The sequence below is a fragment of the Streptomyces antioxidans genome (assembly GCF_000968685.2).
Lineage (GTDB): Bacteria > Actinomycetota > Actinomycetes > Streptomycetales > Streptomycetaceae > Streptomyces > Streptomyces antioxidans.
The window spans coordinates 116148-143027 of record NZ_LAKD02000040.1 but is presented as its reverse complement, the minus strand read 5'-3'; the positions used below and the strand labels follow the sequence as shown (position 1 = coordinate 143027).

Sequence of the window (26880 nt, the reverse complement as noted above, 5' to 3'; positions counted from 1 at the left end):
CGGCGGCGACAGACGTATCGCGGGAGTGCCAGAGGCGGCGCGATCCAGCGGTACGCGGACGGGGGGCCGTGCGCTAGGGGAACGAGGAGCACTATCGTGACCACGCGACGAGGCGCTCCGTACAGGAACCGGAAGACACGGCAGCCGGAAGGCACGGCAAGCGGAAGACACGGCAACCCGAAGGCGCGGGGACCGAAACGCGTAGGGACCAGGCGGCGCGGGGACCGACCGAACGGCGCGGGAACCACGCGCCCACGCGCCGGTGCTCCCGCCCACGGGGCCGACAGTGAAGGGATACCCGCCTCCCCGCGGTCGGTGCCCGTGACCAGTGCTCCGTAACCGGGTGCTCCATGGCCGCGGCCCGGTACCGGGTGTGACCGGACCCCCGTAACCAGGGCCCGGTGACCGGCCGACCGCCTCCGGCGCACCGGCACCAAGGCGCGACCAGGGGGGAGCATTGCACGAGCTCTATGCACAGGGGTGGTTCGCGGACATCGCGTTACCCATAGGGGTCTGCGCCCTGGTCACCTGGATCTCGCTGGTCCACCGTTTCGCCGACAAGGGGCGCCTGCTGGGAACCGTAAGGTCGGCGTCACTGTGCTGCGGAATCATCGTCTGCACCTGCGCGGCGGCGCTGCTCACCATCGCCCTGCTGCTGCCGCACGCCGCCGATGTGCCTCCCGCCGTGGCCGCTGCGGCGGCGGGCGGGGCCCTGGCACCTCGCGTCCGTCAGCAGCAGAACCAGCAGTCCACGCCGCCCTTTGTGGCCGTGATCACGCTGGGCATCGCGGTGCTGCTGAGCGAGCTGGAACGGCGGCTGGTCCATGACATGTACCTCCACTGCCACCGCCTGGTCAGGGACTTCGAGAACGTGGCCCAATTGCGCATGTTCGCCTTCGAGGCCCGCCTCCACCTGCGTGGCTGCGCCCCCGCGGCCAAGGACAGGACGACGATCAACACCCTGTACGAGGAGGTGGACCAGCTCCTGGACGACGCGGCCAAGGTCGAGGCCGACATCGAGGCGAAGTGCCGACAGCGAGAGGTCCAGGAGTTCCCGCCGGAGCTGCACGCCCCGACCCGGGAGGAGGCGGAGGACCGCCGCCAGACCCTGGCGATGGCCATGGACGCCTGCGTACGCATGCTGGAGTTCGGCTACCGCACCGGGAAGCGGAGCGGCGACCGCGAGCTCATGCGGCTGCGGGACGAGGCGCTGGCGGTACGCCCCCTCGCCACGACGGGCACCTCGCACCCCTGACGTGGCGCGGCACACCACCCACCACGACGCCCGTCAGGGACGCACCCCGCACACCCAGATGCCTTCACGGAGCGTAGACAAAGGCATCGGACCCATCGCCCAGCCCATGCGGCCGCTGAGCCCCGTCGTCCTTGGGCTGCACAAAACTGATCTTGATGTCCAGCTCCAGCGCATCGGCCACGGCAGCGAGGCTGCGCAGCGTCAGATTCTCGTCCCCGGAGAGGATTTGGCTCACTCGCCCCGGGCTGACGTCCATGAGCCGGGCGAGGTCAGTGCGGCTCATGCCACGCTTGCCCAGCAACCCGGCGACCTCCACAGTGGCCTGACGCGCCAACCGTGCCCCCGAGTGGTCGGCGGCCTCCGTCCTCGCGCCCTTGCTCTTCCACGGCACGCTTCATCAACCTCCCAGCGCATGGTGCCGACCTCGGGCTTCGAACGCCCTCATTAGAAGCTTCCCACCTTTAGCTACAACTAAAAGCCCACTTCCCGCCTTCCCACCCCCCACCAACCCTCCAACCACCCGACCCCGCGCCCCTGACCTGCACGAACACTCCACCCATACCTTTTCAGCCAGATCCACCCACCAACCACCCCCACCAAGCGAACGACACCCCTCGCCCCCGTCCGTAACATCCACACCGTGACAACCGGCGAAGCGAGCGAACCCGTCGACGAAACCCCCTACGTCCGCTTCCAGAGCCCGACCCGAAACGAGCGCGGCCACTTCTCCGGTGTGTTCGGCCTGGTCAACGGCCTGGCCCGAAGCGGGAAGCTAAGCGCGGACCAGGAACGCTTCCGACGGACCACCAACGACTGGTACAACGCGGCCTATCCAGACCCCTCGACCGTGGATCCGACGGTCTACGACCACGAGCTCCACCCCGGCGCGGCGGCCTGGTTCAAATCCACGTCCCGGGAACTGATCAGGCGGGTGGACGGCTACCTGGAGATCCTTGCCGCTCACGGCATCGAGTGCCGGATGGTCCGTTCGTCCAACCCGGGGAGGATCGTCTACGAGGACGAGTACCAGATCGTCGTCGTGCCACACCAGAGCAGGAACAGGCCCGACGAAAAGCCAGCCCAGACCTGAAGTCCGTCTTCGAGTTCGGCACCAGCGCCCTCCCTCTCTTGACGCCCGGAGTCCAACACGCGAAAGGGGCGCCCAGAACCAGGGCCCCTCCCTGACCGGCTACGCCGTTGACCTCGGCGGAGGCTGAGGGATCTGAACCCTCGGTGTCAGTGGCGCGCAGTACGGTCCGGACATGGCAGCCAGAATCGATCTGACCTTTGATTGCACGGACGCGAGGCTCCTCGCCGAGTTCTGGAAGACGGCCCTGGGGTATATCGACGAGCCGCCACCCGCTCCCTTTAGAACCCGCGAGGAGTGGCTCGCACAGTTCGATCCCCCGGAGGACGATTCCGCGGACGACGGCGCGTGGCTCTGCGATCCCGACGGCGTCGGCCCCAGGCTCTCCATCCTCAAGGTCCCCGAACGCAAGACGGCGAAGAACCGGCTTCACCTCGACATCCGGGTGCCAGGACACGGCAGCCCTGACGAACGGTGGGCGCGGATAAGAGCAGAGTCCGAGCGGCTGATGCGAGCGGGAGGGAAGGTCCTGGAGGAGTTCGACAGGCACCACATTCTGATGGCTGACCCAGAGGGCAACGAGTTCTGCGTCGGCGCGGCCTCCTCCGAGGCACCCGTGTCCGGGGCGTGCCCTTCTGGCGGACACGCTCCAAGGGTGATCGCATGATCGAGGTTCGTTGTGCCCGCCCGGAGGACGGCGACGCGCTCGGCGAGATACACGCCGCAGCCTGGGAAGCGTCCCATGCCCCCTTCTTCCGGCCGGAGTTCGCGGCGGATGCCGTCCGGAGCAGGCGTACAAGGTGGCACGAGCGGATCACAGAAGGGACGGGGACAATCCTCCTCGCCAAGCTGGACGGCCGCCCCACGGCGCTGTCCTTCCTACTCCCGTCCCCGACTCGGCCGGGTCTCGCAGAGATCTTCAGCTTCTACTGCCACCCCGACGGCTGGGGCAGCGGCGTCGCCGCCGCGCTGATGACCGAGACGCTGTCCCACCTGCTCGACGACGGGTTCACTCGGGTACACCTCTGGACGTTGCGCGACACCCCACAGCCCCGCCGCTTCTACACCAAGTGCGGCTTCACCGAGTCCGGCGCCGCCCGCGCCTACGACTACGGCGACGGCAATCCCCTCAACCAGATCGAATACGAGCGGGCCTGTTGACCAGAGCACGAAGTACTTCAGCCGGACACTCCGAGAGTGCTGATCGGTCTTCTTTGCCCATGGACGGGACTTGCGGCACCCGGCCGGTCCAAACCAGCCAGACCCCGGGCGATCCGGCCCACTCCTGGCCCACACGTACTGGTCAAGGCTGGGACACAGGCGAGACAGGGTGAGACACGGTACACGCAGAAGGGGTGCCCCCAAACCGGGGGCACCCCTTCTGACCAGCTAGTTCGCTGACCTCTGCGGAGGCTGAGGGATTTGAACCCTCGGTGACATCGCTGCCACGACGGTTTTCAAGATCTCTCGGCGATCATGCAGGCTGATCGCTCTGCCGCAGGTCAGAGGGGTGCAGGCGTCCCAGCGGAGCCGTCGTCATCGTCGTCGTGCCCGCTACGTGCCCCAGGGACGTGGTCGTGCCCGCTGAGCCAGGAGTCCGCCGCTTCGGCAACCTGGTCATCACGACCGGCGACCGGCCGGGCGTAGTGCCGGGTGGTGACGCTCGCGTTCGAGTGGCCGAGCCGGTGCGCGGCGGTCATCACGCCGTACTGATCGGCGACCCACGTTCCGTGTGAGGCGCGCAGATCGTGTGGTGTCACATCGGTCAGCCCGGCCGCCGACACGGCAGGGTCGAAGTACGCCTTACGCCACTGGTTGTAGCGGAGCGGCTTGCCGCCGGGTGTCGTGAACAGGAGCGCGTCATCTCCGCCGGGCAGGGCCTCCAGGTACCGACCGAGCCGCTTCGCGAGCGACGGGCCGACTCGCAGGAGCCGCTTCTGGTGGGACTTCGGTGTGTCGAAGACCAAGGTGCCGTTGGCCTCCGCCAGGTTCTCATCGACCAGGACAAAGCCGCCGGGCACATCGATGTCCACGCGACGAAGGGCGAATGCCTCGCCGACGCGCAGTCCCGCATACGCGAGGAGCGCGATCAACAAGTTATGCGGCTTGGCGGCACTCCGTACGATCCGCGAGGCTTCGAGCGGCGTGAGGATATGCGGCTCGGTCTGCGGCATCCGAGGCAGCTTCACGCCCCGGCACGGCGTCTGCGGGATCATGTCGTTGTCGACGGCCGCCCGCATGATCTGCGACAGGACCCGGTACGCCTGCCGGATACGTGAAGCGCTGAGCCCCTTGGTCTTCATCGCGCCGACCCACTCAGCGATCGTGATCGGCCGGAGAGTCGACAGCTCGCGGTCGCCGAGCGCCGGATTGATCAGCGAGTTGATCAACGACCGGTACGACGCTTGGGTCTTGTGCTTGAGCTGTGGCGAAACGGCATCGAGCCAGCGTGCAGCCCAGTCGCGTACGGTCGTCTGCCCCTCGACCGGATCGAGCCAGCGCCCCTCTTCGATCTCAATGCGCTTCCGTATCAGCCAGCGATCAGCGTCCGTCGATGTCGCGAAGGTTCGATCCGCCGGACGCAGGACACCGTCAGGTCCCGGATATCGAGCCTGGAACCGGCCGGAGGGCAGCTTGCGGACGCGGCCAAAGTCCCGGCGGGACTTGCGCTTGCCAGCCATCAGGCAGCCCTCCTGAGCCCGGTAGGCCGAAGGGCGATCGGCTCCACGGTGTTGGCGCCGACAAACGCTTCTACGGCACTCTCCGGGATGCGGACGTGCCGACCGACCTTGACGAAGGTGATGCGGCGTTCCTCGATGAGTCGGCGGGGGAAACGGACGCCCGTACCAAGCCGTTCCGCGACCTCGTACACGGTGAGGAGTCGGTCCATGGTCACCACTCCCCCTCGTTCGCCAGTGCGTCACGGGCTGTCTCGCGGTTGAGTTGCAGGCCGCGGCGGATGGTGGCGGCGAGGGCCGATTCGCCGGGGGTGTGGCCGTGTCCGGCGTACTGCCAGTCGACCAGGACGAGAACGGTGTCCGGCTCAACGTCCTCCAGGCCGAGGGCGGCGGTCTCCTGGGCGGCCCGGTAGTCGGCGCGTGCCTGGCGCAGGGCGCCCAGGGTGGTGGAGTAGCGGCGGGACTTGGAGGAGAAATGGCCCCGGAAACCGAGCATGTGCGCCCAGGCCCACAGGCGCCGGTCGGGGTAGAGCGGATCGAGCCGCTTGCAGGCTTCGATCAGGCGACAGGTGTGGTCGGGGACGTGGTGGCGGTCGAGTTCGGAGAGTTCGCCGATGCGGCGGTCGAGGGTGCCGGTGGTCTCGGCGGCTTTGGTGGCGTACTTGGCGACGTAGGAGGCGACGGCCTGTTCGGTGATGTCCGAGCCGTCTCCGAACGCCTTCACGGGCCGTACGTCGAGCTGGTTGCCCCAGCGGAAGGTACGGGCGGGCTGGTCCTCGGCGGCCGGAACTGAGACAGACGTGTACGTGTGTATGGCGGCGGCGTGGATGGCATCGGTGAGGAGCTGCACGCTGGCCCAGGACGGCGGCGGGGTGTTGGGTCCATCGGGGCCGTCGAGCCGGATGACGGCGTGGAAGTGGATGGCACCGCGCTTCTGGAACTCGGCGACCTTGCCGTACGAGAGGCGGGCGCGCTCCTTCAGCTCTCGCTGGGTGATGCCGGCACGGGCGGCGATCTCGCGGCGGAGGCGGTTGGTGAAGCGCTGCCAGAGCTGTCCGGCGTGGTTGTTGAAGAGCACGGCGCCCGCGTAGTCGTAGGTGGCGGGGTCGAGGGCGGTGCCCAGCTCCGGTGCGTCTGGAGCGTGGTGGGTGCCGCAGCTGCAGGCGCCATGGTCCGGGCGGTTGTGGACCGGGCCGAAGGAGGGGGCGGTGAGGGTGGCGAAGACGCGGGGGTGGTCGCGCACGGTGGCGCGGATGTCTCGGAGGTCGTCCCCAGCCAGGCCAGCGCGGATGAGGTGGTAGGTGTCGCCCGCGTAGGTCCAGGCGCAGGCCGGGCAGCGGGAGGCACGGCGGTTGCCGCAGGCGACGCGGAGCCGTCCGCCCGGCTCGTCAGCGGTGGTGTAGTGGTGCAGCGTGGCGCCGGTGGTCTTGTCCTTTTGGATCACCCAGCCGCGTAGGTGGATGGGGTCGGCGCAGCCGCCGGTGCGGCGTATCTGGTCTTCCCAGCGGGTGTAGTCGGTGGCCGAAGCCACCCTCAGCAGGTCGCCGAGGGTGGTCGGGTCGAGCAGGTCAGACACGGGCGCCCTCCCGGTTGCGGCGGGTGGTGCGGGCGCCGGTGCCGTGGCAGGCCGGGCAGTCGGCGGTGATGGTGTGGAGGTGGCCGCTCTGGTCACGTCCGCCGGTGGTGACGGCGGCGGAGGCGAAGCCGTCGCAGTTCGGGCAATTGCGGGGCAGCGGGCTGGTGCGCTGCGTCATGCTGGGACTTCCTTCCGGTTCAGTGGATCGGACAGGGACGGCGCCCGGGCGGCGGATGCTTGGCGGTATCGGAGCCGCCCGGGGGCCGGTTCAGCGGCGCTTGGTGGTGGAGGCGAGAAGGGAGCGCAGGACGACGGCGCAGACGGCGACCGAAACGCCAGTGATGGCAACGGCCAGAAGCATGGAGACCAGCACGGCGCCGACGACCAGGACCACAGCCGTGCCGCCGCCAACGAGGGCTATCGCGGTGCCGGGCGTGAGCTGCACGACCGGCCGGGTAGAGGCCGGGGCGTTGGGTGTCGGCGGCGGGGTTGGAGTGCCGGGGGTGACGGTGGTCGGCTGGATGACGGTCGGCGTCTGCGGGGTCGGGGTGACCAGGCCGGTCGGCTGGGGCATGGTCGGGTATTTGGGCCGGAGCATGGGTGATTCCCCTTCTTGGGTTACTTGACGGTGGTGTCGACGACGGAGGCCAAGCCGCTCTCGGCGAGGAGGTAGCCGCCGAAGAGGAGTACGGCGATGAGCCACCAGGGCGGACGGATGAGCTTGATGCCGAGCCAGCCGACGACGATCAGGGCGAGCCAGAGCGGGACGTCCATGGCGGAACCTCCGGTCAGTTGATGCGGCAGCGATGGGTGCGGGCGGCGAGCTGGGCGGCGGACCGGCTGGAGTAGTCGGCGGACCAGCCGCACCGGTCGACGGTGCACACGGCGGCGTGCACGGTGCGACCGTTCCGGCCACGGTGGGTGCCGATCTGCACCGGGCCGATCCGCATCACGGAGTGGAAGTGGTCACGGGCGGGCATCTCAGTCGGTCTCCGTTCGTGTGGTCGTCGGGTCGGGGAAACTGGCGCGGATACCGGCGGCAGTGGCCAGGTCGGTGGTGCGCTGAGCGGCTTCCTCTGCGAGCAGGTGGGCGAGGAAGGGCCGGTCGGCGGCGGCCATCTCGCGGGCGCCGTCGAGGTAGTCGACAGCGGTCAGGTCAGCCGGATCACGGGTCATGGGACGTCGCTTCCTTCCGGGGTCAGGCGAGCTGGGCGGCGATGGCGTCGGCGAGCTGGGGCGGGACGCCGAGGCGGGCGCGGAGGGTGTCGGTGTCGATCGGGGCCCCAGTGCGGGCGTGGTGGTCGTCGGCGACCTTGCGGGCGTGGTCGACCAACGCGGCCGGGACCGGCACAGCGGGAGCAACGGGCGGGGCCGGGGCGGGCTGAGGCTCGGCGGCGAGAGGCGCGGCGCGCTCGTCGACGTCAGCCACCGGCGCGAGTGCGGATTCGGGCTGTTGCTCGTCCTCGACGGCCGGGGGCTGGGGTGTCGGGTCGGGGTGCGCCGACGGTTGCCGCTCCGGGTGGGCGATGGTGTGGGCGAGGAGGGTCCCGCCCATGAAGGCCAGCGCGGGCCAGGCGGCGACGAGGATGCGCAGCCAGGCCGGGACATGGCGCATGTCGAGGAGTCCGGCGGTGGCGACGTTGGCACCGAGGGAGGCGGCCAGGGCGATGAGGAACCAGCACCAGGCCAGCCGGGTAGGTCCGCCGGTGCGCAGTCGACGCCAGGCGGCGACCAGGAGCAGGTCGACGCTGATCGGGTAGGCCCAGGCTTTCCAGCCGTCCTGTCCGGCAGCGGCGGCCAGATCGTGCAGGTGGGCGAAGGACAGCGCCCCGGCAATGACGGCCTGGACCAGAACGGCGTCGACACGCGGGCGGGCCATCACGGATTCCTTCCTGTCGTCAGGCATGGGAGGGGTAGGGACCTGGCGCGAAGACGTCACGCCGACCGGAAGAGAGGGTGAGGGTCAGGCGGTGGCGGGGGCTGTCTTGGACAGCCGGTCCCGGGCCGAGGACACCGCTGCGGTGGCGGGGCGGAACGCCGCCAAGGCAGGCAGGTCAGGGGTGAGGTGGGCGTGCTTGTTGCAGATGTTCACAGCCTCGCGCAGCGAGGTGTGCGGGGCGCGGATGCGGTGCCAGCCGCCGGTCGAATCGCCCGCGATGGCCAGGCCGCGGGTCTCGGCCGGGATCTGAATCGCGGCCAGCACTGCGTCGGGGGCGATGTCGCCGAAGGCCATGTTGGCGGACGTCTCGTCGTTGACGCGGTGGGCGGTGCGGCCGGTGAGCTGGGCACGGAGCATGGTGATGCCCTTGCCGAGTTCGGAGCCGAAGCGCTGCCCGCAGATCTCCAGGTAGATGCCGGCCGCGCGGCCGAGCTGAGCGAGGCGGACGAGAGCGGTGATGATCCGGTCCCGGCGCTTCTCCTCATCCTTGGTGGCGTACAGGGCGAGTTCGGCGACCTCATCGACCAGGACCACGACCGGTACCGGCCGGATGTCCTCGGGCAGGTCCCAGACGTCGGCGGCGATCTCCGCATCCGGCACGGCGACGCTGATCCGTTGCTCGGCTCGGATGAGCTGGTACACCTCCTCCATGTGCGTCACCAGCGCTTCCAGCAGCTCCAGGGCGGTGTCGGGGTTGTCGGCGAGCGCGGAGAACCGGCGGGCCAGCGGGAACAGCTCCACGCCCTGCTTGCAGTCGATGCCGACCAGAGCGACATGATGCGGAGCGAGCCCGGCGACCAGGTTGCGCTGGTAGACGGACTTGCCGGACTCCGTGGCGCCGAGGGTCAGCCCGTGCGGGACGGCGCGGTAGTCGCGGTAGTGCACCGAGCCGTCCTCGCGCAGGGCGACCGGGATGCGCATCGGCCGGGTGTCGAGCCGGGCGGGCATCTGTACCCGCTTGAGCACGTCGTAGCCAGTCATCCGCACCTCCACCACACCCGAGCGGATCTCACAGGAGGTGACCCCGTACAGGCCGAAGGAGTGGCGGAGCCGGTCGGTGGTGGCGGCGACGTCGAAAGCGTCCTGTCCGGGCCTGAGCTTGAGCCGCAGCACCAGGCCGGTGCGGGTCGGGCGCAGACGCAAGATGCGCGGCGAGCGGGGGCCCGGCACCTCCCGGCGAGTCATCCGGGCCAGAGCCAGGCGCCAGCGGGCGGGCGGGACGGTCAGCCCGCAGGCGTCCATGACCGAGGCGTAGCGGACCAGGACCCGCACGGTGGCGAAGGTGACGCCGAGGGAAAGCCAGTACCAGGCGGGGCGCCGCCACCGCAGGAGACCCGCAGCAGCGACGACCACCACAGCGACCATGAGCCAGGTCATGATCAGGCCGCCTTCGCGCCCGAGGCGGCGAGCGAGGTGACCGCGACGGCTCGGAAAGCGATCCCGTGCCGCTTCTGACCGTTGAACTCGTTCTCCCACGGCCGGGCGATCAGGCCCGTGAGCGCGACCGGGGTGCCCATGGCCAGGTCACCGGAAATGCCGGTCTCCGGGACGGCGATGGACAGGATCTCGACGTCGTCGTTGGCCGCGAACATCACGTCCACGGTCATCAGCTTCACACCGTCCGCGTCCAAGGCGATCTCACCGGTACGGCGGTCACGGATCTTCGGCTGGGCGGGCTTGGCGACCATCACGGTCGCGGCGGACGTGTCGACGGGAATCTGACGCATGATGGAGGTCCCTTCAGGGGCGGGAGCGGCGTACTTGCTTGGCGGTGGGTCGCCGCTCCTGAACGTTGATGAAATGCCGCAGCAAACCTGCGGAGCGTTTGCGCTTCCTTCTGGTGCGCACCAGAAGGTTGCATCTGGTGCGCACCAGATGTCAAGCGCCGTCGCTGGCCCGGCATCTCAACTCGCCTGACTGCGACAGTTCCAGGTAAGCGCGCCGAGCAACGATCCGGTAGCCAACAGGGGTTAACAGCGAAACGGTTAACCCCTGCCGACCTGGGCGGATGTAAGGCATGCTGCTGTTACGGCTCAACACCCCAACGCGGAGCGGCAGTACGCGATGAGTGGACTCAAAGCAGCGAGGACAGCACGGGCATGGTCACAAGAGCGTCTTGTGCGGGAGATCGAACGCCATGCGCGCCAGCACATGCTCACCGTCGCCTCAACCGCGAGTTTGCGAGTGTACGTCTCGGAGTGGGAGAACGGCCGACGGACGATCTCCAGCCACTACGCCAAGATCCTCCGCGCGCTGCTCGGGATCACCGACGATGAACTGGCGGGCGGATCACAGCCGCCGCTGGCACTCGCCACGGCCGACGGGTACGACGAGCTGATTGCCCGGATCGATGAGGCCGAGAACGTCAGCCTGACGATGGTCAAGACGTTCATGGAACAGACCGAACTGCTCCGGACCATTGACCGGCAGATGGGCGCCGCCAGCCTGGTCGACCAGATGACCGCCCACCTGACGCGGCTGGAGGACGCCCTCACCTTCGCGGTACTCCCGGAGACCCGACGCCCAGTCGCTCTGGCTCTGGCCGGAGCAGCCACCTTGGCGGCCTGGCAGGCCCTCGACGTCGGAGCCGCGGACCGAGCCTGGCGTCACTACGAGCTGGGGAAGCGCGCCGCCCAAGAGGCCGAGGAGCCCATGTACCTCGCGCACGCCACCGCCGAACAGGCATACGTGCTCTGCGACGCCGGACGTCCTGAGCTGGCGGTGCAGCTGGTCCGAGACGCACAGCGGCTCGGTGGAAAGGGCATGTCTCCGCGCCTCAGGGCTTGGCTGTACGCAGCCGAGGCGGAAATCTGCGCCCGATCTGGGCTTCAGAACGAGTGTCGACAGGCCCTTGAGCTTGCGATGCGACACCTGCCCGCAGGAGAAGACGCCCGCGATCCGGACATGCTGAGCATCTTCCTGAACGAAGGGCACCTCACCAGGTGGCGCGGGAACGCCCTCGCCCTGATCGGCGACGCCGAAGCAGTGGACAGCCTGTACGCCGCGCTGGAGACGACCGACCCCACGTTCATCAGGTCCTCGGCGGGGCTCCACTGCGACTTGGCCCAAGCCCACCTGGCCCGCGGCGAGCACGACCAGGCGCAGAAGCACTTGCGGCAAGCCCAGCTGGTGGCAAGTCGCACCAGGTCAGTACGTCACAGGCGCCGGATAGAGCAGCTCACGCAGCGTTTGTAGGCGACGCGCCGGCACCCCGCGATGCAAGCACATGAAGGAGGGCGACCAAGGTGCCGGACCCCATCAGCTCACCACGAGCCATCAGCCCGGGAATGTCGGACAGAGGCACCCAGGCGATGTGACCGGCCTCTTCCAGATCTGTCGGCTCACCGACGAGCCTCGCCCCATGACCGACGAAGATCTCGTGCGGCGAGTCGACCATGCCGACCATGGGCTGGTACGTGACCACATGCTGCAAGGCGTCCGGCCGCCAGCCGGTCTCTTCCTCGACTTCACGCAAGGCGGTCTGAAGGGGTTCCTCCCCCGGATCGACGATGCCGCCCGGCAGCTCCCAGCCGAAGGCATCGGGGACGAAGCGGTACCGCCACATCATGAGCACTCGGTCCTGGTCATCGATCACAGCGGCGATGGCCACATGGTGGAGCTTGACGACATGGTGCTCGAAGCGCTTCACGCCGGGCGGTTCCACGTCAACGAGGCTCAGCTTCACCCACGGGTTGTCATACAGCGCCCGCTCACCATGGATCTGCCAGGGCTCGACATCTGCTGGCGCTTCGGTAGTCACTGACCGATCCGGCACCCGGTAGGAGCTACGGCCATGAACTTCGACGACGCCCTCAGCAACGAGCCTGGCCAGCACCTGTCGCAGGGCCGTACGACCGATCTCCAGATCCTCCGACAGGGTCCGCTCGGACGGGAGCTTGGAACCTGGCGAGTACTTGCCCGTAGCGATCCACTCGCGAATCGTGCGGTAGACCCGCTCCGACTTCGGTCCCATCCGGTGAGCACGCTCCTGCCGTCGTTGGTTCTAGTTACGTGCGTAACTAGAACCAGGGTATCCGCGTGCCTACTCACGTGAGTAGGCACCGACCGACCCAAACGATCAACCAGAGCGCGGTAGAACTTTCCCTACTCGATCAAGGCGCCGCGCAAGCGCGGCGCGGCGCGCGGCCCGGCGGCGCGGGCCGCCGCTCCTGTCTCCGCCCCGCTCCGGCCCGACCACCGAGCCGCGCGCCAGCAGCGGGCACCTTGGCTGGGGAGAAAAGCGCCGTCGTGGCTGGGGGTCGGCTCCACGGCTTTAGGCACCTCCCCGGTCCGGGTCCCGCGTCGGGCAAGGCCAGGGGGCCACTCGTTCAAATTCCGGGCAGGTCCAAAGCCTGCCCGAGTTGCCAACCAGCGTACGGCCCCCTGACCATGCCCGACCCCAAACCGGGCAGGCCACCGCCCAAACCCGCTCCACCGACTCGTTTCCCCCAGTCCGTCACCTCGACTACTACTCACTACTGCCCAGAATTCGCGCGGCACCCTCTCTTGAAACAAAGCTCACAGATTCCTCTTCATTTTCACTCAAGAGGGTGACATCAAGTTGCAGGTTGAGAATATCCCAAGCCCTTCGAGTGGCGATTACTCGAAACCTTCGAGCCATCGCTTCATCGCCACACTTGTAAACGAGAACTAGGTCAACATCGGACCCCACGCGCAGCCCGCTTAGCGAAGATCCAAACAAGTAGACATCCCAAGGCGGACACAAACACTCAATCGTCACGCTCTGACGGAGCAATGTAATCAAGGAGCTTATCTCCGTCATAGTTTAACGCCCCCAGCCATTCATAAAATCTGAAGAGCCCGACGTTGATTGACTTCGCATACTCCTTAGCTCGCCCCGTATAGCTGTTCCAAGCACTGACAGTGAGAATACACGTAACAGAAGGATTCTCTTCGAGAATTTCTTGAACGTCAGCCATGCCCACCGTGTACACGTTGGTTACATACAACTTCACAGCCGACCTTCCAATTCGGGAGATCTCGTACAGCTGAGGAGTGATTTCTTTATAGTCGGAAACAGCGCTGTGCCGATACAGGGCCCTCCTTACAGCCTCAATTGACTCCGAACGGGGAACCTTTGCGTAGTAACCGCCATCTGGCATGTCACACCCCTTCTCGGCAAAGCATCTCATTCATTTCTTCTGGGAACCGCGGAACCGAGGAAGACATAGCGCCGAAAACATGTTTCCGCTCAAACTCTTCCACATGGACCCGAAATTTCTCCAACACCGTTAGCTCAGCGGATGACAGGAGATGCGTATTGAAGTCTAGAAGCCTTAGAATCATTCGATTGTTAGGGATGATCACCTCGCGCACTCGCACCCTCCAAATGTCGACAGCATCCGAAAGGGGGTTCCACGAAGATTCTGAGTTGGGACCGAAGGCATCGAACGTGGATCGATTCGAGCGGAGGTAAGACTCAAGCGTATATCGGGCCTCTTCGCATCGATCAAATGCACGCGCACCGAAGGCACTGGAAATTCGAGCCTCGTGCGAACTTTTCCAGGTCTGGAGCAACTCGACGGGATACGCCGATTCCTCTGAGTCCACAATCTTGTGACAGACCAAACAAAGCAGTATCAGGTTTTGTTCGAGTGCCAACGCACTGGGATCAATTACGGAGTCACCTCGGGGCCCCTTGGGGGAGGCGGCAATTATGTGAGCCAACTCGCCAACATTAACGCGGACGCTATTCTCTGCCCTCACCAGGACAGGGTTCAAGCAGCTCGGGTTTTGGCAACGCCCTGCAGCGTCTGCGTACAGGTTCCTTGTGTCGTTTTGCCCTATCGCTCTTGCCGCATTCTTGCACCGCGCCATTTATCCCCCGACGACCGTTCATATTGAGTCCACTATCAGGCTCTCAAATACCCCATTGACAGGATTCAGGACCGCCGATCGCGCCGAACATATTTTCGATTCTCCAAAACCCTGGTGTCAGCTAGCTTAGCGTCTTGGTTCCGATCGCTCACGAGAACATCCGTCGCAACGTCGACCGCACAGACCCTGGCAGCCAACGGTCGACCTGCCTCTCCTCCGCGCATCATCTCGACTGCGCCAGATGTAGCCTGTAGCGCTCCGGTGGTCAGGCCTGCCCTCTGCTTGACGTGGTAGAGGCCTGAGGAGGCAACATCAGCTACACGGGGCGCCGATCTCACACCGGGGCAGCCCCATCCCAAAGCCTCTCAGCCCCCTCCGCTACACCGTGCGGGCCCTGCACTTAACCACGACTGCTCCGTGAACAGTTGAGTCTGCGAGTGCGAGATTGGGTAACCACCCGTCGAGAAAGCTCCAGATGCGGTGTGATTGAGGTAACGGTTCGAGTTGAGGAGGTAGTCATATGCCTGTGCCCCATTCGGAAGCCCTGGTGCCGGTACAGAAGGACACGCAGGAGTGGAGCATGCAGTGGCAGCTCATGTGCCCCGCTTGCGGCACTGACTCCGTTGAGAACAAGGACTTCTCCCCTGACCACGAGGTGGCAACCGTGCACCCCGACAGGGACGACTACGACAGCCCGTTGGGAACGCGAGGTGGGTACGTCCGCGTCGATCTCACTTGTGGAGAGGGGCACGGCTTCGCCTTCATCATCGGAAACCACAAGGGAGCAGAGTTCGTTGGAGTGGTGGCTCGGGTCTGAGCTGGGCCAAGGCCTCCCGGCGTGTCAGTTGAGCCCACGTCCGGTTGGCCAAGCGGAGTACAGCAGGGGGTACAGCAGCGCCGTGACCACGACTAACCTTCACCGATTGCTGGACCACCGACGATCAGCCGAGCAGACCCCAGCAACCGCTCGCCGTCAGTTCGGGACGAAGAGGTCATCTGACGCCAGCCGTGACGCCAACGGCCGCGTACGCCGACGCCAGCAGCGGACGTCAGCGAACCGACCACCGGCAGCAGCCTTACTCGGCCTGAAAAGCGGAGAGTCGGGGGCTCAACAACGGAGTACAGCAACAAGCCGACCGCTGCCGACTGGAAAGCGGCGCGCTCTGTCCAGGCTGAGAGGGGGCGCCGGAAACTCACTAGGACAGGCCGCTTCTCGACGAATTCCAATGCCCAAAGCAGGCTGTTGAACAAGTCATGCACGCCCGCTAGGGGATGTCATCTGGTCCGAAGAGAGAATATTCGTCATCTGAATCGGTCGTGGCCCCACCGGAAAGAAGCACCGAAAGCTGTCTCTCTTCTTCTTCGGTGAGTTCCATCATGAGTCCTAAAGCCGCATAGAGGAGCTCCGAAATCGGAAACTTTGCAGCGGTTCGCCCTTGCCCCGTCAGTGACGTGAAGTCACATCGTAGGTTTCTCCCACGCGCTATGGACGCAATGGCCGCGTTGACCCTCACTGACGGACCAAGCACCTCTGCGAAATCCGCTAGCTCCTCGTCCCGGGTAACATCTTCGACTCGATCGGAACCGTAAGTGAGAGTTCTCCTTACAGTAGAGAGCTCCAACTCAGAAACAGCAATTCGATGCCGCACAGCACGCTTCACCACGTCATTGACACTGATGCCATCCAAGTCCTCCGGCCTGGCATTGAGATCCTCACGTCGGCCGGCCAAGAATGCCGCAAATCTATCAGACTGCAAAGCAAGCATTTCACGATCGACAGCCCACTGTAGAGGTGATTCGTCTCTCCACAGTTGCGGCTGCAGCAAGGCAATGCGACAAATCTTCGCCTGCAGAACGTCCAGATTATTTGTCACTAGCCTCTGCAGGTTACGGGAAGGTTGGTTTATCGTTAGACCTGCCAGTCGATCCAACGTAATGCCTCTACCGATCCTGCGCCAAAAGCTGTCATCGGTGATCTCTTCGAGATCTAGAAGAAAAGATAGTGCCTCATCGTCAAGAGGGCCTGCCACATCAGCGGGAGCCGGAAAGGTGGCAGCATCTCCGCCAGAGCCAACCCAGACAGCTTGCAAAAAACGCGTAAGCCTAGAAGATCGCACGCCATCAAAGACTTCGTTGATGACCCTCGTTGCCGAACGCGTCCGCGATACATCGAGTTCCTGAGCAGCCGAGAATCCATCTGATACGCCCCGGGAAACTGCTACAGCTTCAGGACGCTTAATCAGTCCACGACCACCTTGCAGGATCGCGCTAGAGGCAAGGCTAACAACGGGCGTTTCTCGGCGAGATTCAATAAATTCTTGCAGTCCATCCGCATCCGTTAATAAGGCCCCTGCCTCAAGAGCCGCAGCGTGTAGAGACTCATCGGAGCCAACTTCCCCTGGTCGCTCACCCGACGAAAGCGAGAAAAAGATCGAATCTGGGGCCCCAGCGATCCCCATATCTTGGGCCAAGTAGATCGGGTCAGGGTCAGTACGTAAGAATAAGCGACGCACGTTACTGTCATGAGGCCACCTGAGAACGAGATCAGGAGCAAACGTGTGGTTAAAGTAGTCCGTCGACTTAATGGAAACACGAGAATCTGTTTCTTTTAACTCGTTGATGACCGTTTGCTTGAGGGCATGGACGCTCCTGAGCGGATCCATCGGGTCAATGGCATTGCGCACTGATTGCGCATAAGACGCACCCATCACCAAGTCCCCGCCTCGATCTCGTGCTTAATTATTAAGCCTCTATGCTGGGGCGTGATAACTAGCTTCTCTTGCTTGTCTGAAAGAACCAATAACCAGAGACGGGAAGCAACTTCTTCGACAATGGCATCATCAATCAGATCCTTGGCTTCTTCCTCGGAATCCACCCCGAAGACCCGCTTATGCTCCGACAATACGCCCTCGCGTACTTTGTCGGCCTCACAAAGCTGGTTCCACGTTCCCACGAGAAATGGGTGCCATGTCATCCACATGAAATGATCGGCAAGCCGAGAGTGATCTCTGCGCGTCACGTAACATTTAGCAAGATATGACTGATAGTGAGTACCTTGGTCTCCTGCAGACGAGTACTTCTTACACTCGGCCAAGAACATCTGACCGGCGAATTCGTCGCCGTGGAGAATTCCTCCAATATCGTACGAGAAGCTCCACTCGCTATGCGGCCAAGGAAATTCGAGCCTGCCCGCAGAGTGCGGGTCCGTATTGAGCCATGCCGCTTTGACGCGTGTCGTGGACTCAAGCCACCGCTTAGCCCGCCTCGCGCCATCGTCTCCAAGCTGATGCAAAGCCTCCCCTGGCATGTGGGGAGCATACAGACCTTGATCTGTTCGTGGTAGAGGTCCGTGACTGAGTGGTTACGGAATGTGCAACTCCGTTATCTCGCTCCCTCCCAGACCGACTCTGAGACGGTCGCACACGGCCATACCCAACTCACACCAAGCGCGCAGCTCTGAGTCAGCGGTTGCTGATGATCCCTGCGTGGTGTCGCCGGACAGTCATCAAGAGCCACGACTCACAGGGGACAGGACGTACCAGGGCCATCCGCAGGCTAGGCCGTGCCCGATGCGTGCCCGATTGAGCGGTGAACCACGGTCAATCAGGGTCTACGGAGAGGCCCCGCGTGGCACGCAGGATCGTCCGTTCCGGCAGGTCAGGGTGAGTGTCATGCATGCCAGGCCCCGTGATTCCGAAGCTCAGGGCCCCTTCTTGTCCAGAGAGGGCGCGACACCAGCATGTCGAGGTGGACAGGGGAGCCGGGCGAGGGTGAGAGCGCTCAGCCGACCGTGCGTCATCAGGAAAAAGCAGGGAGACCTAGGAACGTATCCGAGGTCTCCCTAGCTGTACTGCACATGACTGCCAGCCAGTACCGCCGTGACATGTCGACCGAGCGTTCCCCTGAGGGGCTACTCAGGCGTTGGCAGACGGTGCCCGCGGCTGGTCGCCACGCGCAGCACGTCCCGCAGCGCGCCCGCCAACTGCGCGGCGATGAGTTTCAGTTTCTCCAGGTCTGCGGTCTCGTCGTCGAGTATTGGAAGCGCCTGCCCCAGCAGTTCGGATGCCATCCCGAGTTGCTCCGCCTCGATGTGGTCCGCCAAGCGGGACATGAAGCCCTCCCGGTCGTCGGTGTCCAGGAAGCACGGCTTGCCCTCGGGCCCCGTCCACGGGAGAAGCCTCAGTTGGCTCTGTGCCGTCATCCCTGCGTCTGCCTCTCGGTGGGTGTTGCTCATTGCTTCGCGTCTGCTGGCCGGGTCTCGCCGGAGACCGGGTGACACAGGCAGTCGCACGCCTCGTAGATCAACGGCACGTCGACCGGTGCCAGAGCTGGGGAGGACTCCGCGCAAGCGTGGTGTGTGCCGATCCGGCAGGCGGTTGATTGATAGGGGGCAACCGAAGCGTCCGGGCTGTCGGGCTGCTGTTGAGAGGGCATCAGCGGGCCTCCAGGAGAGCTGACCGGGCCTCGGTCGGCAGATGGGGAGCGACAACAACCGTTGGGTGCTGTCGTGCGCGCCTTTCCCAGGCCAGCACGTACGGGCGGACGAGCGCGGTTTCCTCGCCCGCGAGCGAGTAGCGGTGCCACGCCCAGTCGGCGGCCCGCTCCAGGATGAGCGTCGGTTCGTCAGCGCGCGCGGAGAAGGCGGGAGCGACCGGCGGTCGGGAGGGTGTTAAGGGGCGGCGGTGCCTGCCCTTGGAGAAGTGCCGCGCCCTGGTGAGGGAGACGGCGCGGCGGATACGGTTGAGCACGCTGAATCAGCTCCTATCGCTGATGGCCCGGTCCCCTGACATCGCCCGTCGTGGGGACCGGTTTTTCTACGACCGCCCGGAGAGTGCGGCCGTTCCGGCAGGTGACGAGGAGCCCGAACCGATCGGCCTCGGCCACCGCCGCCAGGACCTCCTTCCATGACTCAGCGGAGAGCGCTTCCGGCACCTCCGCCTCGACCGATGTGAATCGGGCGTGCTCCTCCACGCGCGTGGGGAGCCCGACGGCGGACAGCCGGGCGGCGATGGCCGCCGCGCTAACTCCCGAAGCGGGCACAGGGCAGCCTCCGTCAACTGGCGATCACTTTCAGTGAAGCTAGTTAACTAGATTAGAGCTAGTGGACTAGATTTTCCATATGCCTGAGCAGCCGCCCTATCTCCGCATCGCCGATGAGCTCCGGCGGCGGATCGCGGAGCACGTATGGGAGCCAGGGGACCGCCTGCCGTCCCGCGCCCAGATCGGCCAGGAGTGCGGGGTGGGCGAGAACGTGGTCCGCCGGGCGCAGGAGTTGCTGATCTCCCAGGGTGTGCTGGAGGGGCGAGCCGGTTCGGGGACGTACGTTGCCGAACCCCGGCAACGGGTGCGGGTCGTCCGGTCATCGGCGCGCGAGCAGCCTGAAGGGTCGCCGTTCCGCGCCGACATGAGGGCTGTCGGCAAGCACGGCGACTGGGAGAGCCGGACCGATGCCAAGGTGCCGTCCCCGGCGGACATCGCAGCGCGACTCGGTATCGCCGAGGGCGAGTTGTGCGTCCGGACGTCATACGAGTTCCTGGCCGATGGCAGGCCCGTGCAGCTCTCGACGAGTTGGGAACCGTACGACCTCACCGCTGGCACGCTGGTCGTCCTCCCCGAGGGAGGGCCGCACGCCGGGGCGGGCGTCGTCAATCGCATGGCCGTCATCGGAATCACCGTCAGCCATGCCGTGGAGCAGCCGGAGCCGCGGCAGGCGACCGCCGAAGAGGCGTCGCTTCTCGGCATCCAGAAGGCCGCCCTCGTCACACACATCCGCCGGACGTACTACAGCGACCAGGGGCGGCCCGTGGAGACGGCGGACATCGTCGTACCCGCCGCTCACTGCGAGATCGTGTACGAGATTCCGATCAATCGGGATCGGTAGTCGGCGGGCCCCTCAGCCGGTGTCCAGCCGTGCCCCTTCCGTGCCCGATCGGTCGGGGAATCATGGGGAACGGCGGTCTCCGGCGGGTAGCGCGCATGGCGACGGCCCCCGACCGTCTTGCCAGGTCAGGGGCCGTTCACTTGCGGAGGCTGAGGGATTTGAACCCTCGGTGACATCGCTGCCACGACGGTTTTCAAGACCGTTCCCTTAGGCCGCTCGGGCAAGCCTCCCCGCGCCATTCGTGATGGCGCGGGGATCAGCCTAGCGCGTTAGCTGTCGCCCTTGCGCTTGCCCAAGGTGACCTCCGTCGTGGATACCTTGCCGCCGCGCTTGTAGGTGAGGGTGACCTTGTCGCCCGGCTGGTGGGTCCAGATCTCGCTGATGAGGGTGGGGCCGCTGTCGATGGCCATGTCGTCCAGCTTGGTGATCACGTCGCCGGACTTGAGGCCGGCCTTGTCGGCCGGGCCGCCGGGGACGACGGCGGGGCTGCCGCCGGTGCCGTTGGAGGCGATGGTGGCGCCGTTGGTGGAGTCCTTCGTGCTGACCGTGGCCTCGATCACCGGGTAGATGGGCTGGCCCGTCTTGATCAGCTGTTCGGCGACGTTCTTGGCCTGGTTGATCGGGATCGCGAAGCCGAGGCCGATGCTGCCGGACTGCTGGGACTCGCCGAGGCCGCTGCCGTTGCCGGCGGACTGGATGGCGGAGTTGATGCCGATGACGCCGCCGTCCGCGTTGAGCAGCGGGCCGCCGGAGTTGCCCGGGTTGATGGAGGCGTCGGTCTGGAGGGCGCTCATGTACGAGGCGTTGCCGCCGCCTCCGTCACTGGAGGCGACCGGGCGGTTCTTGGCGCTCACGATGCCCGTGGTGACGGTGCCGGAGAGGCCGAAGGGGGCGCCGATGGCGACGGTGGCGTCGCCCACGGCGACCCGGTCGGAGTTGCCGAGGGGCAGCGGGTCGAGCTTGGCGCCCGCGGCGTTCTTGAGCTTGACCACGGCGACGTCGTAGCCCTGGGCGCGGCCGACGACCTGGGCGGTGTACCGCTTGCCATTGGAGAAGGTGGCGGTCAGCTTGCCGTTGTCGGCGGCCGAGGCGACGACGTGGTTGTTGGTGAGGATGTGGCCCTGCTTGTCGTAGACGAAGCCGGTGCCGGTGCCGCTCTCGCCGTTGCCGCCCTGGGCCTCGATGGTGACGACGCTGGGCAGGGTCTTGTTGGCGATGCTCGACACCGAGCCGGGCGCGCGGCTCTCGGTCTTGGGGTTGCCGTAGGCGGAGACGGTGGTGGTGTCGCCGTCGCCCTCCCGGTCGGCGGCCCAGAAGCCGACCCCGCCGCCGATGGCGCCCGCCACCAGGACGGCGGCCAGCACGGCGGCGACCAGCCCGCGGGGCTTGCGCTCGGACGGGCCGGAGGACGGCACGGGAGCGGTCCCCCACGGCCCGCCCGGTCCGCCTGGGCCGCCCTGCCCACCCTGTCCGTCGCCTTGGCCGCCGTGCGGCTGTCCGCCCTCGGCCGGCCACCACGCGCTGGACTGCCCGGCGTTCGGGCCGGGGCCCTGCCCGGGGCCGTGGGCACCGCCGCCTGACCCGTCGCCCGCACCGGCCGACGCCGAGACGGCCGGGGGAGCGGCCGGTGACGCGGGCGGGGGCGCCGACGGGGGCTGGGCGGGGGGCGCGGCCGACGGCGCGGCGTCGGGCGTGCCTATGGGTCCGTCCGGCCGCGCGCCCGCGGTGGGCTCGTAGTCCGGCGCGGGCGGCACCGCCGGGGTCGGGTGCGGCCCCGGAGGGGCCGGATGCGGCCCGGGCGCGGGCGGAACGGCAGAGCCCTCGTTCTCGGTGCTCACAGCTCTCTCCTCAGGTGCACGACAGATTTCCTCGACGGCCCACGTGTACGTCTTACCGTTACGTCTTACGTCGTCAGCTTTTCCCACAGCGCGTCAGACCGCCGTAAGGAGCGACAGCCCCGCGGACTACCACCCTTTATCCCGGACAATTCGCCCTCTCGCCATTCCGTGCGAACGAACGGAGAGGCCGCGTCCACCGGCTCACACCGGGCGGTGGCACCATAACGCGGTGACCTATGCGCACCCCGCCCGGGACGGCCGCCCCGGGCCGCACACCGTCTCCGTCATCGCTCACCGAGGGGCCTCCGAGGATGCCCCGGAGCACACCCTGGCCGCCTACCGTAAGGCAATCGAGGACGGTGCCGACGCCCTGGAGTGCGATGTCCGGTTGACCGCCGACGGCCATCTCGTCTGTGTGCACGACCGCCGCATCGACCGCACCTCCAACGGCCGGGGCGCGGTCTCGGCGCTGGAGCTGTCCGATCTGGCGGCCCTGGACTTCGGCTCCTGGCGGGGCCGGGCCAACGACAGGGAGGAGCCGGACCGCGACAGCCGGGACAGCATCTCCGTCCTCACCCTGGAACGGCTCCTGGAGCTCGTCGCGGACGCCGGACGCCGCATCGAACTGGCGATCGAGACCAAGCATCCCACCCGGTGGGCGGGCCAGGTGGAGGACCGGCTGCTCGGGCTGCTGCGCCGCTTCGGCCTGGAGACGCCGCCGCCCGGCGAACGTTCACCCATCCGTGTGATGAGCTTCTCAGCGCGCTCCCTGCACCGGATCCGCAGCGGGGCCCCGGCCATCCCCACCGTCTACCTGATGCAGTTCATACTGCCGCGCCACCGGGACGGGCAGTTGCCGCCCGGGGTGGGGATCGCGGGGCCGAGCATCCGGATCGTACGCAACCACCCCGGCTATGTGGCGCGGCTGCAGCGCGAGGGGCACCGAGTGCACGTCTGGACCGTCGATGAACCGGAGGACGTCGACATGTGCGTCCGCCTGGGGGTTGACGCGCTGATCACCAATCGCCCCAAACAGGTACTGTCCCAACTCGGACGCTCATAATGGGCATTACAAGGCGTACACCGGCGCGTTCGGTACGTATTCATTCGTGACGAGTGCGTCACGCGATGCCACTTGGCCGGTTTCCGCTCCAGTGCCGCGGGGCATTCAACCCGTGGCGTGGGGCTAAGGAGGTTTCGGGGGTGGCGTTGGTGGTGGCACGGCAGGTGCCGACGTCGTCGACCATGGCCGTACCCCATGGTCCTGCGGGCGTCCGCGTGGCACGACAGCGGATGCGTGTCGATTTGGGCAGGACTGGGGTATCGGATTCGGTCATAGACGACGCTGTATTGATCCTTTCAGAACTGCTCAGCAACGCATGGCGACATGGCCGCCCTTGGCGTTCCGACCATGGTGGTGGCACGGTCCGGGCTGCATGGACCATCGACGAGGACGACCGGCTGACGGTCGAGGTAACGGATGGCGGCGGACCCACAAGGCCACTTCCAGCCAAACCGTCAGTGACCGCACGCGGCGGCCGCGGGCTGAACATCATCAGATCGCTGGCCGAGGAATGGGGCGTGCGGGACGGCATCGGTGAAGTCACCGTATGGGCCCTTCTCCCACCCGACGATGAATTCGCCCGCCGCGTCACGATTCCCTCGGCTCTCTCTCCTGACCTGGGCCCCACCGAGCCGGGTCCCGCCGGCCCAGGCCCCTCCGAGCTGGGTCCCACCGACTTGGGCCCTACGGACCTGAGCCCCACTGAGCTGGGCCGCTCCGAGCTGGGTCCCGCCCTGGTGGGTGCGGAGTTGGCCTCCGGGCCGCGTCCGGGCCTCGACGCGCGACTTGAAACGCGACGTGAGGCCGGTCTCGACGCGAACCTCGGCTCGGATCTCGACGCCGACCAGGACCCCGTCCCCGTCCCCGTCCCCGGCCTCGGCTCGGGCCTCGACGCCGACTTGAGCCCCGGCCGTGGCTCGAATGTCGAGGCGAACATCGACCCCGACTTCGATCGCGAGCTGGACTTCGCCGATCTGGACGAGCTCGCGTAGCCGACGCGGCGCAGGGAGCCGACGCGGTTCGGCCAAAGGGCTAGGCTCGCGCCCGTACCAGTCGTACGCGCCGTGTCGTACGCGCCGTAAGGAGAGCATCGCCGCGGCCTTACGCAGACCGTCACGGGCGTACGAGCAAGCCCTGAGCCGCACGATCGGGAGACAGCCTCACCATGGCCAAGAAGCGCCGCCCCCAGACGAAGGCCACAGGTCCACGGGTCGCCAACGGCGAAATCCCTGTGGTGGGCGCCCGTGAGCCCTGCCCGTGCGGCTCGGGCCGTCGCTACAAAGCCTGTCACGGCAGGGAAGCCGCACACGCCGTCACCGAGCTGGTGCAGCGCCCCTTCGAGGGACTGCCCGGCGAATGCGACTGGGTGGCGCTGCGCGAGCTGGTGCCCGCCGCGACCGTCGAACTGACCCTCGCCGAGGGGCTGCCCGAGGGGGTCCCTTCGGTCACCCTGGCGACCGTGCTGCCCATGGCGTGGCCCGCGCTGCGCCGCGACAACGGCACCGTGCTGCTCGGCCTCCAGAACGACACGCCCTCCGGGGACATCAGCCGCGACCTGGCCGACACCCTGCGCCGCGCGCTGACCGCCGAGCCGGGCACCCCGGTGACCGCCGAACGGGCTCCGGGCGACGGTCCGCGGCTGCAGGATCTGCTCGACCCGAAGGGCACTTTCTCGCCGACCCTGCACGAGGGGTTCGAGTTCTGGCTCGAGGACGCCGCGAACGCGACGGGAGAGGTCGCCGCGTCCCTGGAACGGGCCAACGCGGCCGCGATCCCCACCGCCCGGCTCACCGGCGTGGAGGCGGCTTACTGGTGCGAGACGCCGGAGAAGAACCACCTGCGCTGGGTGATGTCCCACCCCGAGGAGAAGCTGCTGGACGCCCTCGCCCGGCTGCACGCCGCGGGTGCCTCCTCGCTCGGCGAGGACACCCGGCTGGTGGGTTCCTTCCGGGCCCATGGACTCACGGTGCCGGTGTGGGATCTGCCACGCGGGATGAGCGCCGAGGATACCGAGAAGCCCGCCGTGGACCTCGCAGAACGGCTTGTGGAGGCGCTTGCGTCCGACGCCCCGCTGACGCCCGAGCAGCGGCGCGCCCGGGGCGGTCTCACCAACCGTCAGGTGACGCTGAGCTGACGTCCCCCCGACGGCCGGAGGGCGTCGCGGGGACACGTGACGCCGCTCACAACTCACCGTTACGCCCTGCAAATCGACGTCCGGAAATCCGCGATCGAATTTGCTATCGGCCGATCTCTTGTTACCGTTCTAAAAGCCCGGTCGCTGGTGCATCCCCCGTCGCCAGCGACCGGGCGCTTCTATGTCCGCGTCCGGACGGCGGCGTGGAGCGGCGCGGGACGGCGAGGCAGGTACGGACCAACTGCTCCCGGCAGCGGGGGAGTTGACCCGCGCAGGAAGCCCCTCGGCGTCCTGCGCCCACGAAAAGCGCCTGTGCCCGCAGAGAAACCCTGTGCCCACGGAGAAATGCCCCGCGCGCACGAAAAGCGCCGGGCCCGGAGCCCAGGAAGTCGCCTCCCCGGCCTCCGGGCCCTCACACACCCGCGAGCGTCACGCCCAGCGGTCCGCCGCGCTCAGCGGCCCCCGAACCCCCGCACCCGGGGCCCGCCTCAGTAGGCGAGCCGACTGCCTCCGTCGGGAGCGCTGGTGCTGGCCTCCACCAAGGCGTTCACCACGGTGGTCACCTCGGGCAGCCAGGGCCGCCCGGAGCGCCGCGGCGGCGGCCGCTCCCAGCGCACCCGCCCGGAGCCCGTCTGCGACGGCGGCAGCACCACATAGCCGCCCTCGCCGTGGAACCGCAGCGAGCTGGGCACCCAGTCCTGCTGGCTCAGCAGCTCGCCGAGGTCTTCGAGGGAGTACGGCTCCACCAACAGCGACCAGCGGGTGGGCGTGGCGACCACCGGGCCGAGCTTCACACCCGCCCGGTCGAAGACCGCCAGCGCCCGCGCCCCGGCGACCGCGGGCAGGCTCACCGCGCAGGGCGCGTGGCCGCCGGTGGCGAGCAGGAGGGGCGCGGAGGGCCGGTTGCCCCACCACCAGCGCACCATGCGCGCGTCCGTGGTGGCGGCGAGGAGAACAGGGTCGAACGGGTGTGCACCCGGAACTGCACATTCCGGGTCGGGGCAGCCACATACCCGCGGCCGTCCGCCGCCGGACCGGAGCCCGACACCAGGGACCACGGGCCACTGCCACTCGGTGGCGCAGATGAGCGCCGCACGCAGCAGCGGCGACCGCGCGCCGCGCCGCAGCGAGAACTTGCGTCGCCTTCCGAGGATCTCGCGCATGAGCGCTCGTTCCTTTCCGTTAACGCCGAGGGCTGTCCGTCGCACTACATCGCACTTCAGATGGCACTTCACTTAGCACTACGTGGCGCTGTCCGGCATCGTTCGGCCCGTCACAGCAGGTGGATCACAAGTCACTGCGCGTACAAGGCAGCGCATCACGCCGCAGGCCGAGCGTGGAACGTGGCGAGGGGTGGCGCGCGCATGGCGCTTGCCGTCCGGTTGGTGCCTTCCTCGCCACACGGGGATGGGCGCGGCCGTTGTGGTCTATGACGCCTGGACCGGCCGCGGGGTTCCGGGGCGATCCGAACTGCCCCTGCCCCTCCTCCGATGTGTACCCGCCGCGGTGGAGACGACGCGCTGTCGAACGACGTCAGTCGACCTCGAAGGGACAGCCTAACGACTTTTTTTCAGCCAAGTTCAATTCCCCC

The 26880-nt window shown here is 66.9% G+C and carries 32 protein-coding genes and 1 tRNA gene; 10 read left to right on the top strand and 23 right to left on the bottom strand.

Features of this window, described 5'->3' with window-relative positions; genetic code table 11:
* The first annotated feature begins 457 nt into the window (after window positions 1-457).
* Entirely contained in the window at window positions 458-1255 is a 798-nt protein-coding gene (locus VT50_RS16750; RefSeq protein WP_046085236.1) for a hypothetical protein, read from the top strand.
* Between the two features lie 64 nt (window positions 1256-1319).
* Here VT50_RS16750 and VT50_RS16745 read toward each other — a convergent pair whose 3' ends face one another.
* Window positions 1320-1646 (bottom strand): helix-turn-helix domain-containing protein, encoded by a 327-nt coding sequence (locus VT50_RS16745; RefSeq protein WP_046085237.1) that lies wholly within the window; start codon window positions 1644-1646, stop codon window positions 1320-1322.
* Window positions 1647-1895: 249 nt separating this feature from the next.
* On the opposite strand from VT50_RS16745, the gene VT50_RS16740 reads away from it, so the two are divergent.
* The 3 genes from VT50_RS16740 to VT50_RS16730 all read left to right on the top strand — a co-directional run bounded on the left by VT50_RS16740 (window position 1896) and on the right by VT50_RS16730 (window position 3503).
* Entirely contained in the window at window positions 1896-2345 is a 450-nt protein-coding gene (locus VT50_RS16740) for a hypothetical protein (RefSeq protein WP_046085238.1), read from the top strand.
* 172 nt (window positions 2346-2517) lie between these two features.
* Window positions 2518-3009: a VOC family protein gene (locus VT50_RS16735; protein WP_046085239.1), complete on the top strand. Its 492-nt coding sequence runs from the start codon at window positions 2518-2520 to the stop codon at window positions 3007-3009.
* The gene (locus tag VT50_RS16730) at window positions 3006-3503 is read left to right on the top strand and encodes a GNAT family N-acetyltransferase (protein ID WP_046085240.1); all 498 of its coding nucleotides are present in this window, start codon (window positions 3006-3008) and stop codon (window positions 3501-3503) included. The genes VT50_RS16735 and VT50_RS16730 overlap by 4 nt, the downstream gene beginning before the upstream one ends.
* Window positions 3504-3844: 341 nt before the next feature.
* Here VT50_RS16730 and VT50_RS16725 read toward each other — a convergent pair whose 3' ends face one another.
* From VT50_RS16725 to VT50_RS16680, 11 genes are all read right to left on the bottom strand, one after another.
* Entirely contained in the window at window positions 3845-5023 is a 1179-nt protein-coding gene (locus VT50_RS16725; protein ID WP_046085241.1) for a tyrosine-type recombinase/integrase, read from the bottom strand.
* Window positions 5023-5232 (bottom strand): helix-turn-helix domain-containing protein, encoded by a 210-nt coding sequence (locus VT50_RS16720; protein ID WP_046085260.1) that lies wholly within the window; start codon window positions 5230-5232, stop codon window positions 5023-5025. Before VT50_RS16720 ends, VT50_RS16725 begins: the two co-directional genes overlap by 1 nt.
* 2 nt (window positions 5233-5234) lie before the next feature.
* A complete protein-coding gene (repSA, locus tag VT50_RS16715; protein WP_046085242.1) occupies window positions 5235-6596 on the bottom strand; it encodes a replication initiator protein RepSA in 1362 nt (453 codons plus the stop codon).
* Window positions 6589-6774 (bottom strand): hypothetical protein, encoded by a 186-nt coding sequence (locus VT50_RS16710; RefSeq protein ID WP_046085243.1) that lies wholly within the window; start codon window positions 6772-6774, stop codon window positions 6589-6591. The genes repSA and VT50_RS16710 overlap by 8 nt, the downstream gene beginning before the upstream one ends.
* Before the next feature lie 90 nt (window positions 6775-6864).
* The gene (locus VT50_RS16705; protein WP_046085244.1) at window positions 6865-7194 is read right to left on the bottom strand and encodes a hypothetical protein; all 330 of its coding nucleotides are present in this window, start codon (window positions 7192-7194) and stop codon (window positions 6865-6867) included.
* A 20-nt stretch (window positions 7195-7214) separates the two neighbouring features.
* Window positions 7215-7370, bottom strand: a complete 156-nt coding sequence (locus tag VT50_RS38470) for a hypothetical protein (RefSeq protein ID WP_107424818.1) — start codon at window positions 7368-7370, stop codon at window positions 7215-7217.
* A gap of 14 nt (window positions 7371-7384) precedes the next feature.
* Window positions 7385-7576, bottom strand: a complete 192-nt coding sequence (locus VT50_RS16700) for a mobile element transfer protein (RefSeq protein ID WP_046085245.1) — start codon at window positions 7574-7576, stop codon at window positions 7385-7387.
* Window position 7577: 1 nt separating this feature from the next.
* Window positions 7578-7772 carry a hypothetical protein gene (locus VT50_RS16695; RefSeq protein ID WP_046085246.1) on the bottom strand — a complete coding sequence of 65 codons (195 nt, stop codon included), beginning with the start codon at window positions 7770-7772 and terminating at the stop codon, window positions 7578-7580.
* A 22-nt stretch (window positions 7773-7794) separates the two neighbouring features.
* Entirely contained in the window at window positions 7795-8475 is a 681-nt protein-coding gene (locus tag VT50_RS16690) for a DUF2637 domain-containing protein (RefSeq protein WP_046085247.1), read from the bottom strand.
* A gap of 84 nt (window positions 8476-8559) precedes the next feature.
* Complete coding sequence (locus tag VT50_RS16685; RefSeq protein WP_046085248.1) at window positions 8560-9912, bottom strand: FtsK/SpoIIIE domain-containing protein; 1353 nt, start codon at window positions 9910-9912, stop codon at window positions 8560-8562.
* Between the two features lie 2 nt (window positions 9913-9914).
* Window positions 9915-10262, bottom strand: a complete 348-nt coding sequence (locus VT50_RS16680) for an SCO3933 family regulatory protein (RefSeq protein WP_046085249.1) — start codon at window positions 10260-10262, stop codon at window positions 9915-9917.
* A 424-nt stretch (window positions 10263-10686) separates the two neighbouring features.
* On the opposite strand from VT50_RS16680, the gene VT50_RS16675 reads away from it, so the two are divergent.
* On the top strand, window positions 10687-11730 hold the full coding sequence (locus tag VT50_RS16675; protein ID WP_206269422.1) for an NsdA family TPR-like regulatory protein: 1044 nt from the start codon (window positions 10687-10689) through the stop codon (window positions 11728-11730).
* On the opposite strand, the gene VT50_RS16670 is transcribed toward VT50_RS16675, so the two are convergent.
* The 3 genes from VT50_RS16670 to VT50_RS39310 form a co-directional block, all read right to left on the bottom strand.
* Complete coding sequence (locus tag VT50_RS16670) at window positions 11714-12508, bottom strand: NUDIX domain-containing protein (RefSeq protein ID WP_075200301.1); 795 nt, start codon at window positions 12506-12508, stop codon at window positions 11714-11716. The genes VT50_RS16675 and VT50_RS16670 overlap by 17 nt on opposite strands.
* A gap of 495 nt (window positions 12509-13003) precedes the next feature.
* The gene (locus tag VT50_RS41370; RefSeq protein WP_107424817.1) at window positions 13004-13318 is read right to left on the bottom strand and encodes a nucleotidyltransferase domain-containing protein; all 315 of its coding nucleotides are present in this window, start codon (window positions 13316-13318) and stop codon (window positions 13004-13006) included.
* Complete coding sequence (locus tag VT50_RS39310) at window positions 13266-13658, bottom strand: hypothetical protein (RefSeq protein ID WP_158083210.1); 393 nt, start codon at window positions 13656-13658, stop codon at window positions 13266-13268. Before VT50_RS39310 ends, VT50_RS41370 begins: the two co-directional genes overlap by 53 nt.
* Before the next feature lie 1295 nt (window positions 13659-14953).
* Here VT50_RS39310 and VT50_RS16665 point away from each other — a divergent pair.
* A complete protein-coding gene (locus VT50_RS16665; RefSeq protein ID WP_158083209.1) occupies window positions 14954-15190 on the top strand; it encodes a hypothetical protein in 237 nt (78 codons plus the stop codon).
* Window positions 15191-15638: 448 nt separating this feature from the next.
* Here VT50_RS16665 and VT50_RS39020 read toward each other — a convergent pair whose 3' ends face one another.
* The 5 genes from VT50_RS39020 to VT50_RS40450 form a co-directional block, all read right to left on the bottom strand.
* A complete protein-coding gene (locus tag VT50_RS39020) occupies window positions 15639-17057 on the bottom strand; it encodes a hypothetical protein (RefSeq protein ID WP_143645227.1) in 1419 nt (472 codons plus the stop codon).
* A gap of 23 nt (window positions 17058-17080) precedes the next feature.
* A complete protein-coding gene (locus VT50_RS39015; protein WP_143645226.1) occupies window positions 17081-17680 on the bottom strand; it encodes a hypothetical protein in 600 nt (199 codons plus the stop codon).
* A 603-nt stretch (window positions 17681-18283) separates the two neighbouring features.
* Complete coding sequence (locus tag VT50_RS16660; RefSeq protein WP_046085251.1) at window positions 18284-18574, bottom strand: hypothetical protein; 291 nt, start codon at window positions 18572-18574, stop codon at window positions 18284-18286.
* A 232-nt stretch (window positions 18575-18806) separates the two neighbouring features.
* Entirely contained in the window at window positions 18807-19121 is a 315-nt protein-coding gene (locus VT50_RS16650) for a hypothetical protein (RefSeq protein WP_046085252.1), read from the bottom strand.
* 13 nt (window positions 19122-19134) lie between these two features.
* The gene (locus tag VT50_RS40450) at window positions 19135-19413 is read right to left on the bottom strand and encodes a hypothetical protein (protein WP_046085253.1); all 279 of its coding nucleotides are present in this window, start codon (window positions 19411-19413) and stop codon (window positions 19135-19137) included.
* A 79-nt stretch (window positions 19414-19492) separates the two neighbouring features.
* Here VT50_RS40450 and VT50_RS16640 point away from each other — a divergent pair, with 79 nt between their 5' ends.
* Window positions 19493-20254: a GntR family transcriptional regulator gene (locus VT50_RS16640; RefSeq protein WP_046085254.1), complete on the top strand. Its 762-nt coding sequence runs from the start codon at window positions 19493-19495 to the stop codon at window positions 20252-20254.
* A gap of 143 nt (window positions 20255-20397) precedes the next feature.
* Here the strand turns inward: VT50_RS16640 and VT50_RS16635 are convergent.
* Both VT50_RS16635 and VT50_RS16630 read right to left on the bottom strand, forming a co-directional pair.
* Window positions 20398-20484 (bottom strand) — tRNA-Ser (locus VT50_RS16635).
* A 39-nt stretch (window positions 20485-20523) separates the two neighbouring features.
* Entirely contained in the window at window positions 20524-22092 is a 1569-nt protein-coding gene (locus VT50_RS16630; RefSeq protein ID WP_079343843.1) for a S1C family serine protease, read from the bottom strand.
* Between the two features lie 229 nt (window positions 22093-22321).
* Here VT50_RS16630 and VT50_RS16625 point away from each other — a divergent pair, with 229 nt between their 5' ends.
* The 3 genes from VT50_RS16625 to VT50_RS16615 all read left to right on the top strand — a co-directional run bounded on the left by VT50_RS16625 (window position 22322) and on the right by VT50_RS16615 (window position 25289).
* Window positions 22322-23155, top strand: a complete 834-nt coding sequence (locus VT50_RS16625) for a glycerophosphodiester phosphodiesterase (protein ID WP_046085496.1) — start codon at window positions 22322-22324, stop codon at window positions 23153-23155.
* Window positions 23156-23295: 140 nt separating this feature from the next.
* Window positions 23296-24147 carry an ATP-binding protein gene (locus VT50_RS16620; protein ID WP_240529189.1) on the top strand — a complete coding sequence of 284 codons (852 nt, stop codon included), beginning with the start codon at window positions 23296-23298 and terminating at the stop codon, window positions 24145-24147.
* A gap of 173 nt (window positions 24148-24320) precedes the next feature.
* On the top strand, window positions 24321-25289 hold the full coding sequence (locus VT50_RS16615; RefSeq protein ID WP_046085495.1) for a DUF5926 family protein: 969 nt from the start codon (window positions 24321-24323) through the stop codon (window positions 25287-25289).
* Between the two features lie 488 nt (window positions 25290-25777).
* Here the strand turns inward: VT50_RS16615 and VT50_RS16610 are convergent, their stop codons facing one another.
* Window positions 25778-26452, bottom strand: coding sequence for a bifunctional DNA primase/polymerase (locus VT50_RS16610; protein WP_046085494.1), 675 nt, complete (start codon window positions 26450-26452; stop codon window positions 25778-25780).
* Between the last annotated feature and the right edge of the window lie 428 nt (window positions 26453-26880).

Coding starts and splice junctions, on each gene's coding strand:
- VT50_RS16720 (WP_046085260.1), bottom strand. CDS start 5,232: ATGGACCGACTCCTCACCGTGTACGAGGTCGCGGAACGGCTTGGTACG.
- VT50_RS16665 (WP_158083209.1), top strand. CDS start 14,954: ATGCAGTGGCAGCTCATGTGCCCCGCTTGCGGCACTGACTCCGTTGAG.
- VT50_RS16710 (WP_046085243.1), bottom strand. CDS start 6,774: ATGACGCAGCGCACCAGCCCGCTGCCCCGCAATTGCCCGAACTGCGAC.
- VT50_RS16685 (WP_046085248.1), bottom strand. CDS start 9,912: ATGACCTGGCTCATGGTCGCTGTGGTGGTCGTCGCTGCTGCGGGTCTC.
- VT50_RS16700 (WP_046085245.1), bottom strand. CDS start 7,576: ATGCCCGCCCGTGACCACTTCCACTCCGTGATGCGGATCGGCCCGGTG.
- VT50_RS16695 (WP_046085246.1), bottom strand. CDS start 7,772: ATGACCCGTGATCCGGCTGACCTGACCGCTGTCGACTACCTCGACGGC.
- VT50_RS16730 (WP_046085240.1), top strand. CDS start 3,006: ATGATCGAGGTTCGTTGTGCCCGCCCGGAGGACGGCGACGCGCTCGGC.
- VT50_RS16725 (WP_046085241.1), bottom strand. CDS start 5,023: ATGGCTGGCAAGCGCAAGTCCCGCCGGGACTTTGGCCGCGTCCGCAAG.
- VT50_RS16610 (WP_046085494.1), bottom strand. CDS start 26,452: ATGCGCGAGATCCTCGGAAGGCGACGCAAGTTCTCGCTGCGGCGCGGC.
- VT50_RS38470 (WP_107424818.1), bottom strand. CDS start 7,370: ATGGACGTCCCGCTCTGGCTCGCCCTGATCGTCGTCGGCTGGCTCGGC.
- VT50_RS16690 (WP_046085247.1), bottom strand. CDS start 8,475: ATGGCCCGCCCGCGTGTCGACGCCGTTCTGGTCCAGGCCGTCATTGCC.
- VT50_RS16735 (WP_046085239.1), top strand. CDS start 2,518: ATGGCAGCCAGAATCGATCTGACCTTTGATTGCACGGACGCGAGGCTC.
- VT50_RS16680 (WP_046085249.1), bottom strand. CDS start 10,262: ATGCGTCAGATTCCCGTCGACACGTCCGCCGCGACCGTGATGGTCGCC.
- VT50_RS39015 (WP_143645226.1), bottom strand. CDS start 17,680: ATGCCAGGGGAGGCTTTGCATCAGCTTGGAGACGATGGCGCGAGGCGG.
- VT50_RS16705 (WP_046085244.1), bottom strand. CDS start 7,194: ATGCTCCGGCCCAAATACCCGACCATGCCCCAGCCGACCGGCCTGGTC.
- VT50_RS16640 (WP_046085254.1), top strand. CDS start 19,493: ATGCCTGAGCAGCCGCCCTATCTCCGCATCGCCGATGAGCTCCGGCGG.
- VT50_RS39310 (WP_158083210.1), bottom strand. CDS start 13,658: ATGCCAGATGGCGGTTACTACGCAAAGGTTCCCCGTTCGGAGTCAATT.
- VT50_RS16660 (WP_046085251.1), bottom strand. CDS start 18,574: ATGACGGCACAGAGCCAACTGAGGCTTCTCCCGTGGACGGGGCCCGAG.
- VT50_RS16675 (WP_206269422.1), top strand. CDS start 10,687: ATGCTCACCGTCGCCTCAACCGCGAGTTTGCGAGTGTACGTCTCGGAG.
- VT50_RS41370 (WP_107424817.1), bottom strand. CDS start 13,318: ATGACGGAGATAAGCTCCTTGATTACATTGCTCCGTCAGAGCGTGACG.
- VT50_RS16670 (WP_075200301.1), bottom strand. CDS start 12,508: ATGGGACCGAAGTCGGAGCGGGTCTACCGCACGATTCGCGAGTGGATC.
- VT50_RS16615 (WP_046085495.1), top strand. CDS start 24,321: ATGGCCAAGAAGCGCCGCCCCCAGACGAAGGCCACAGGTCCACGGGTC.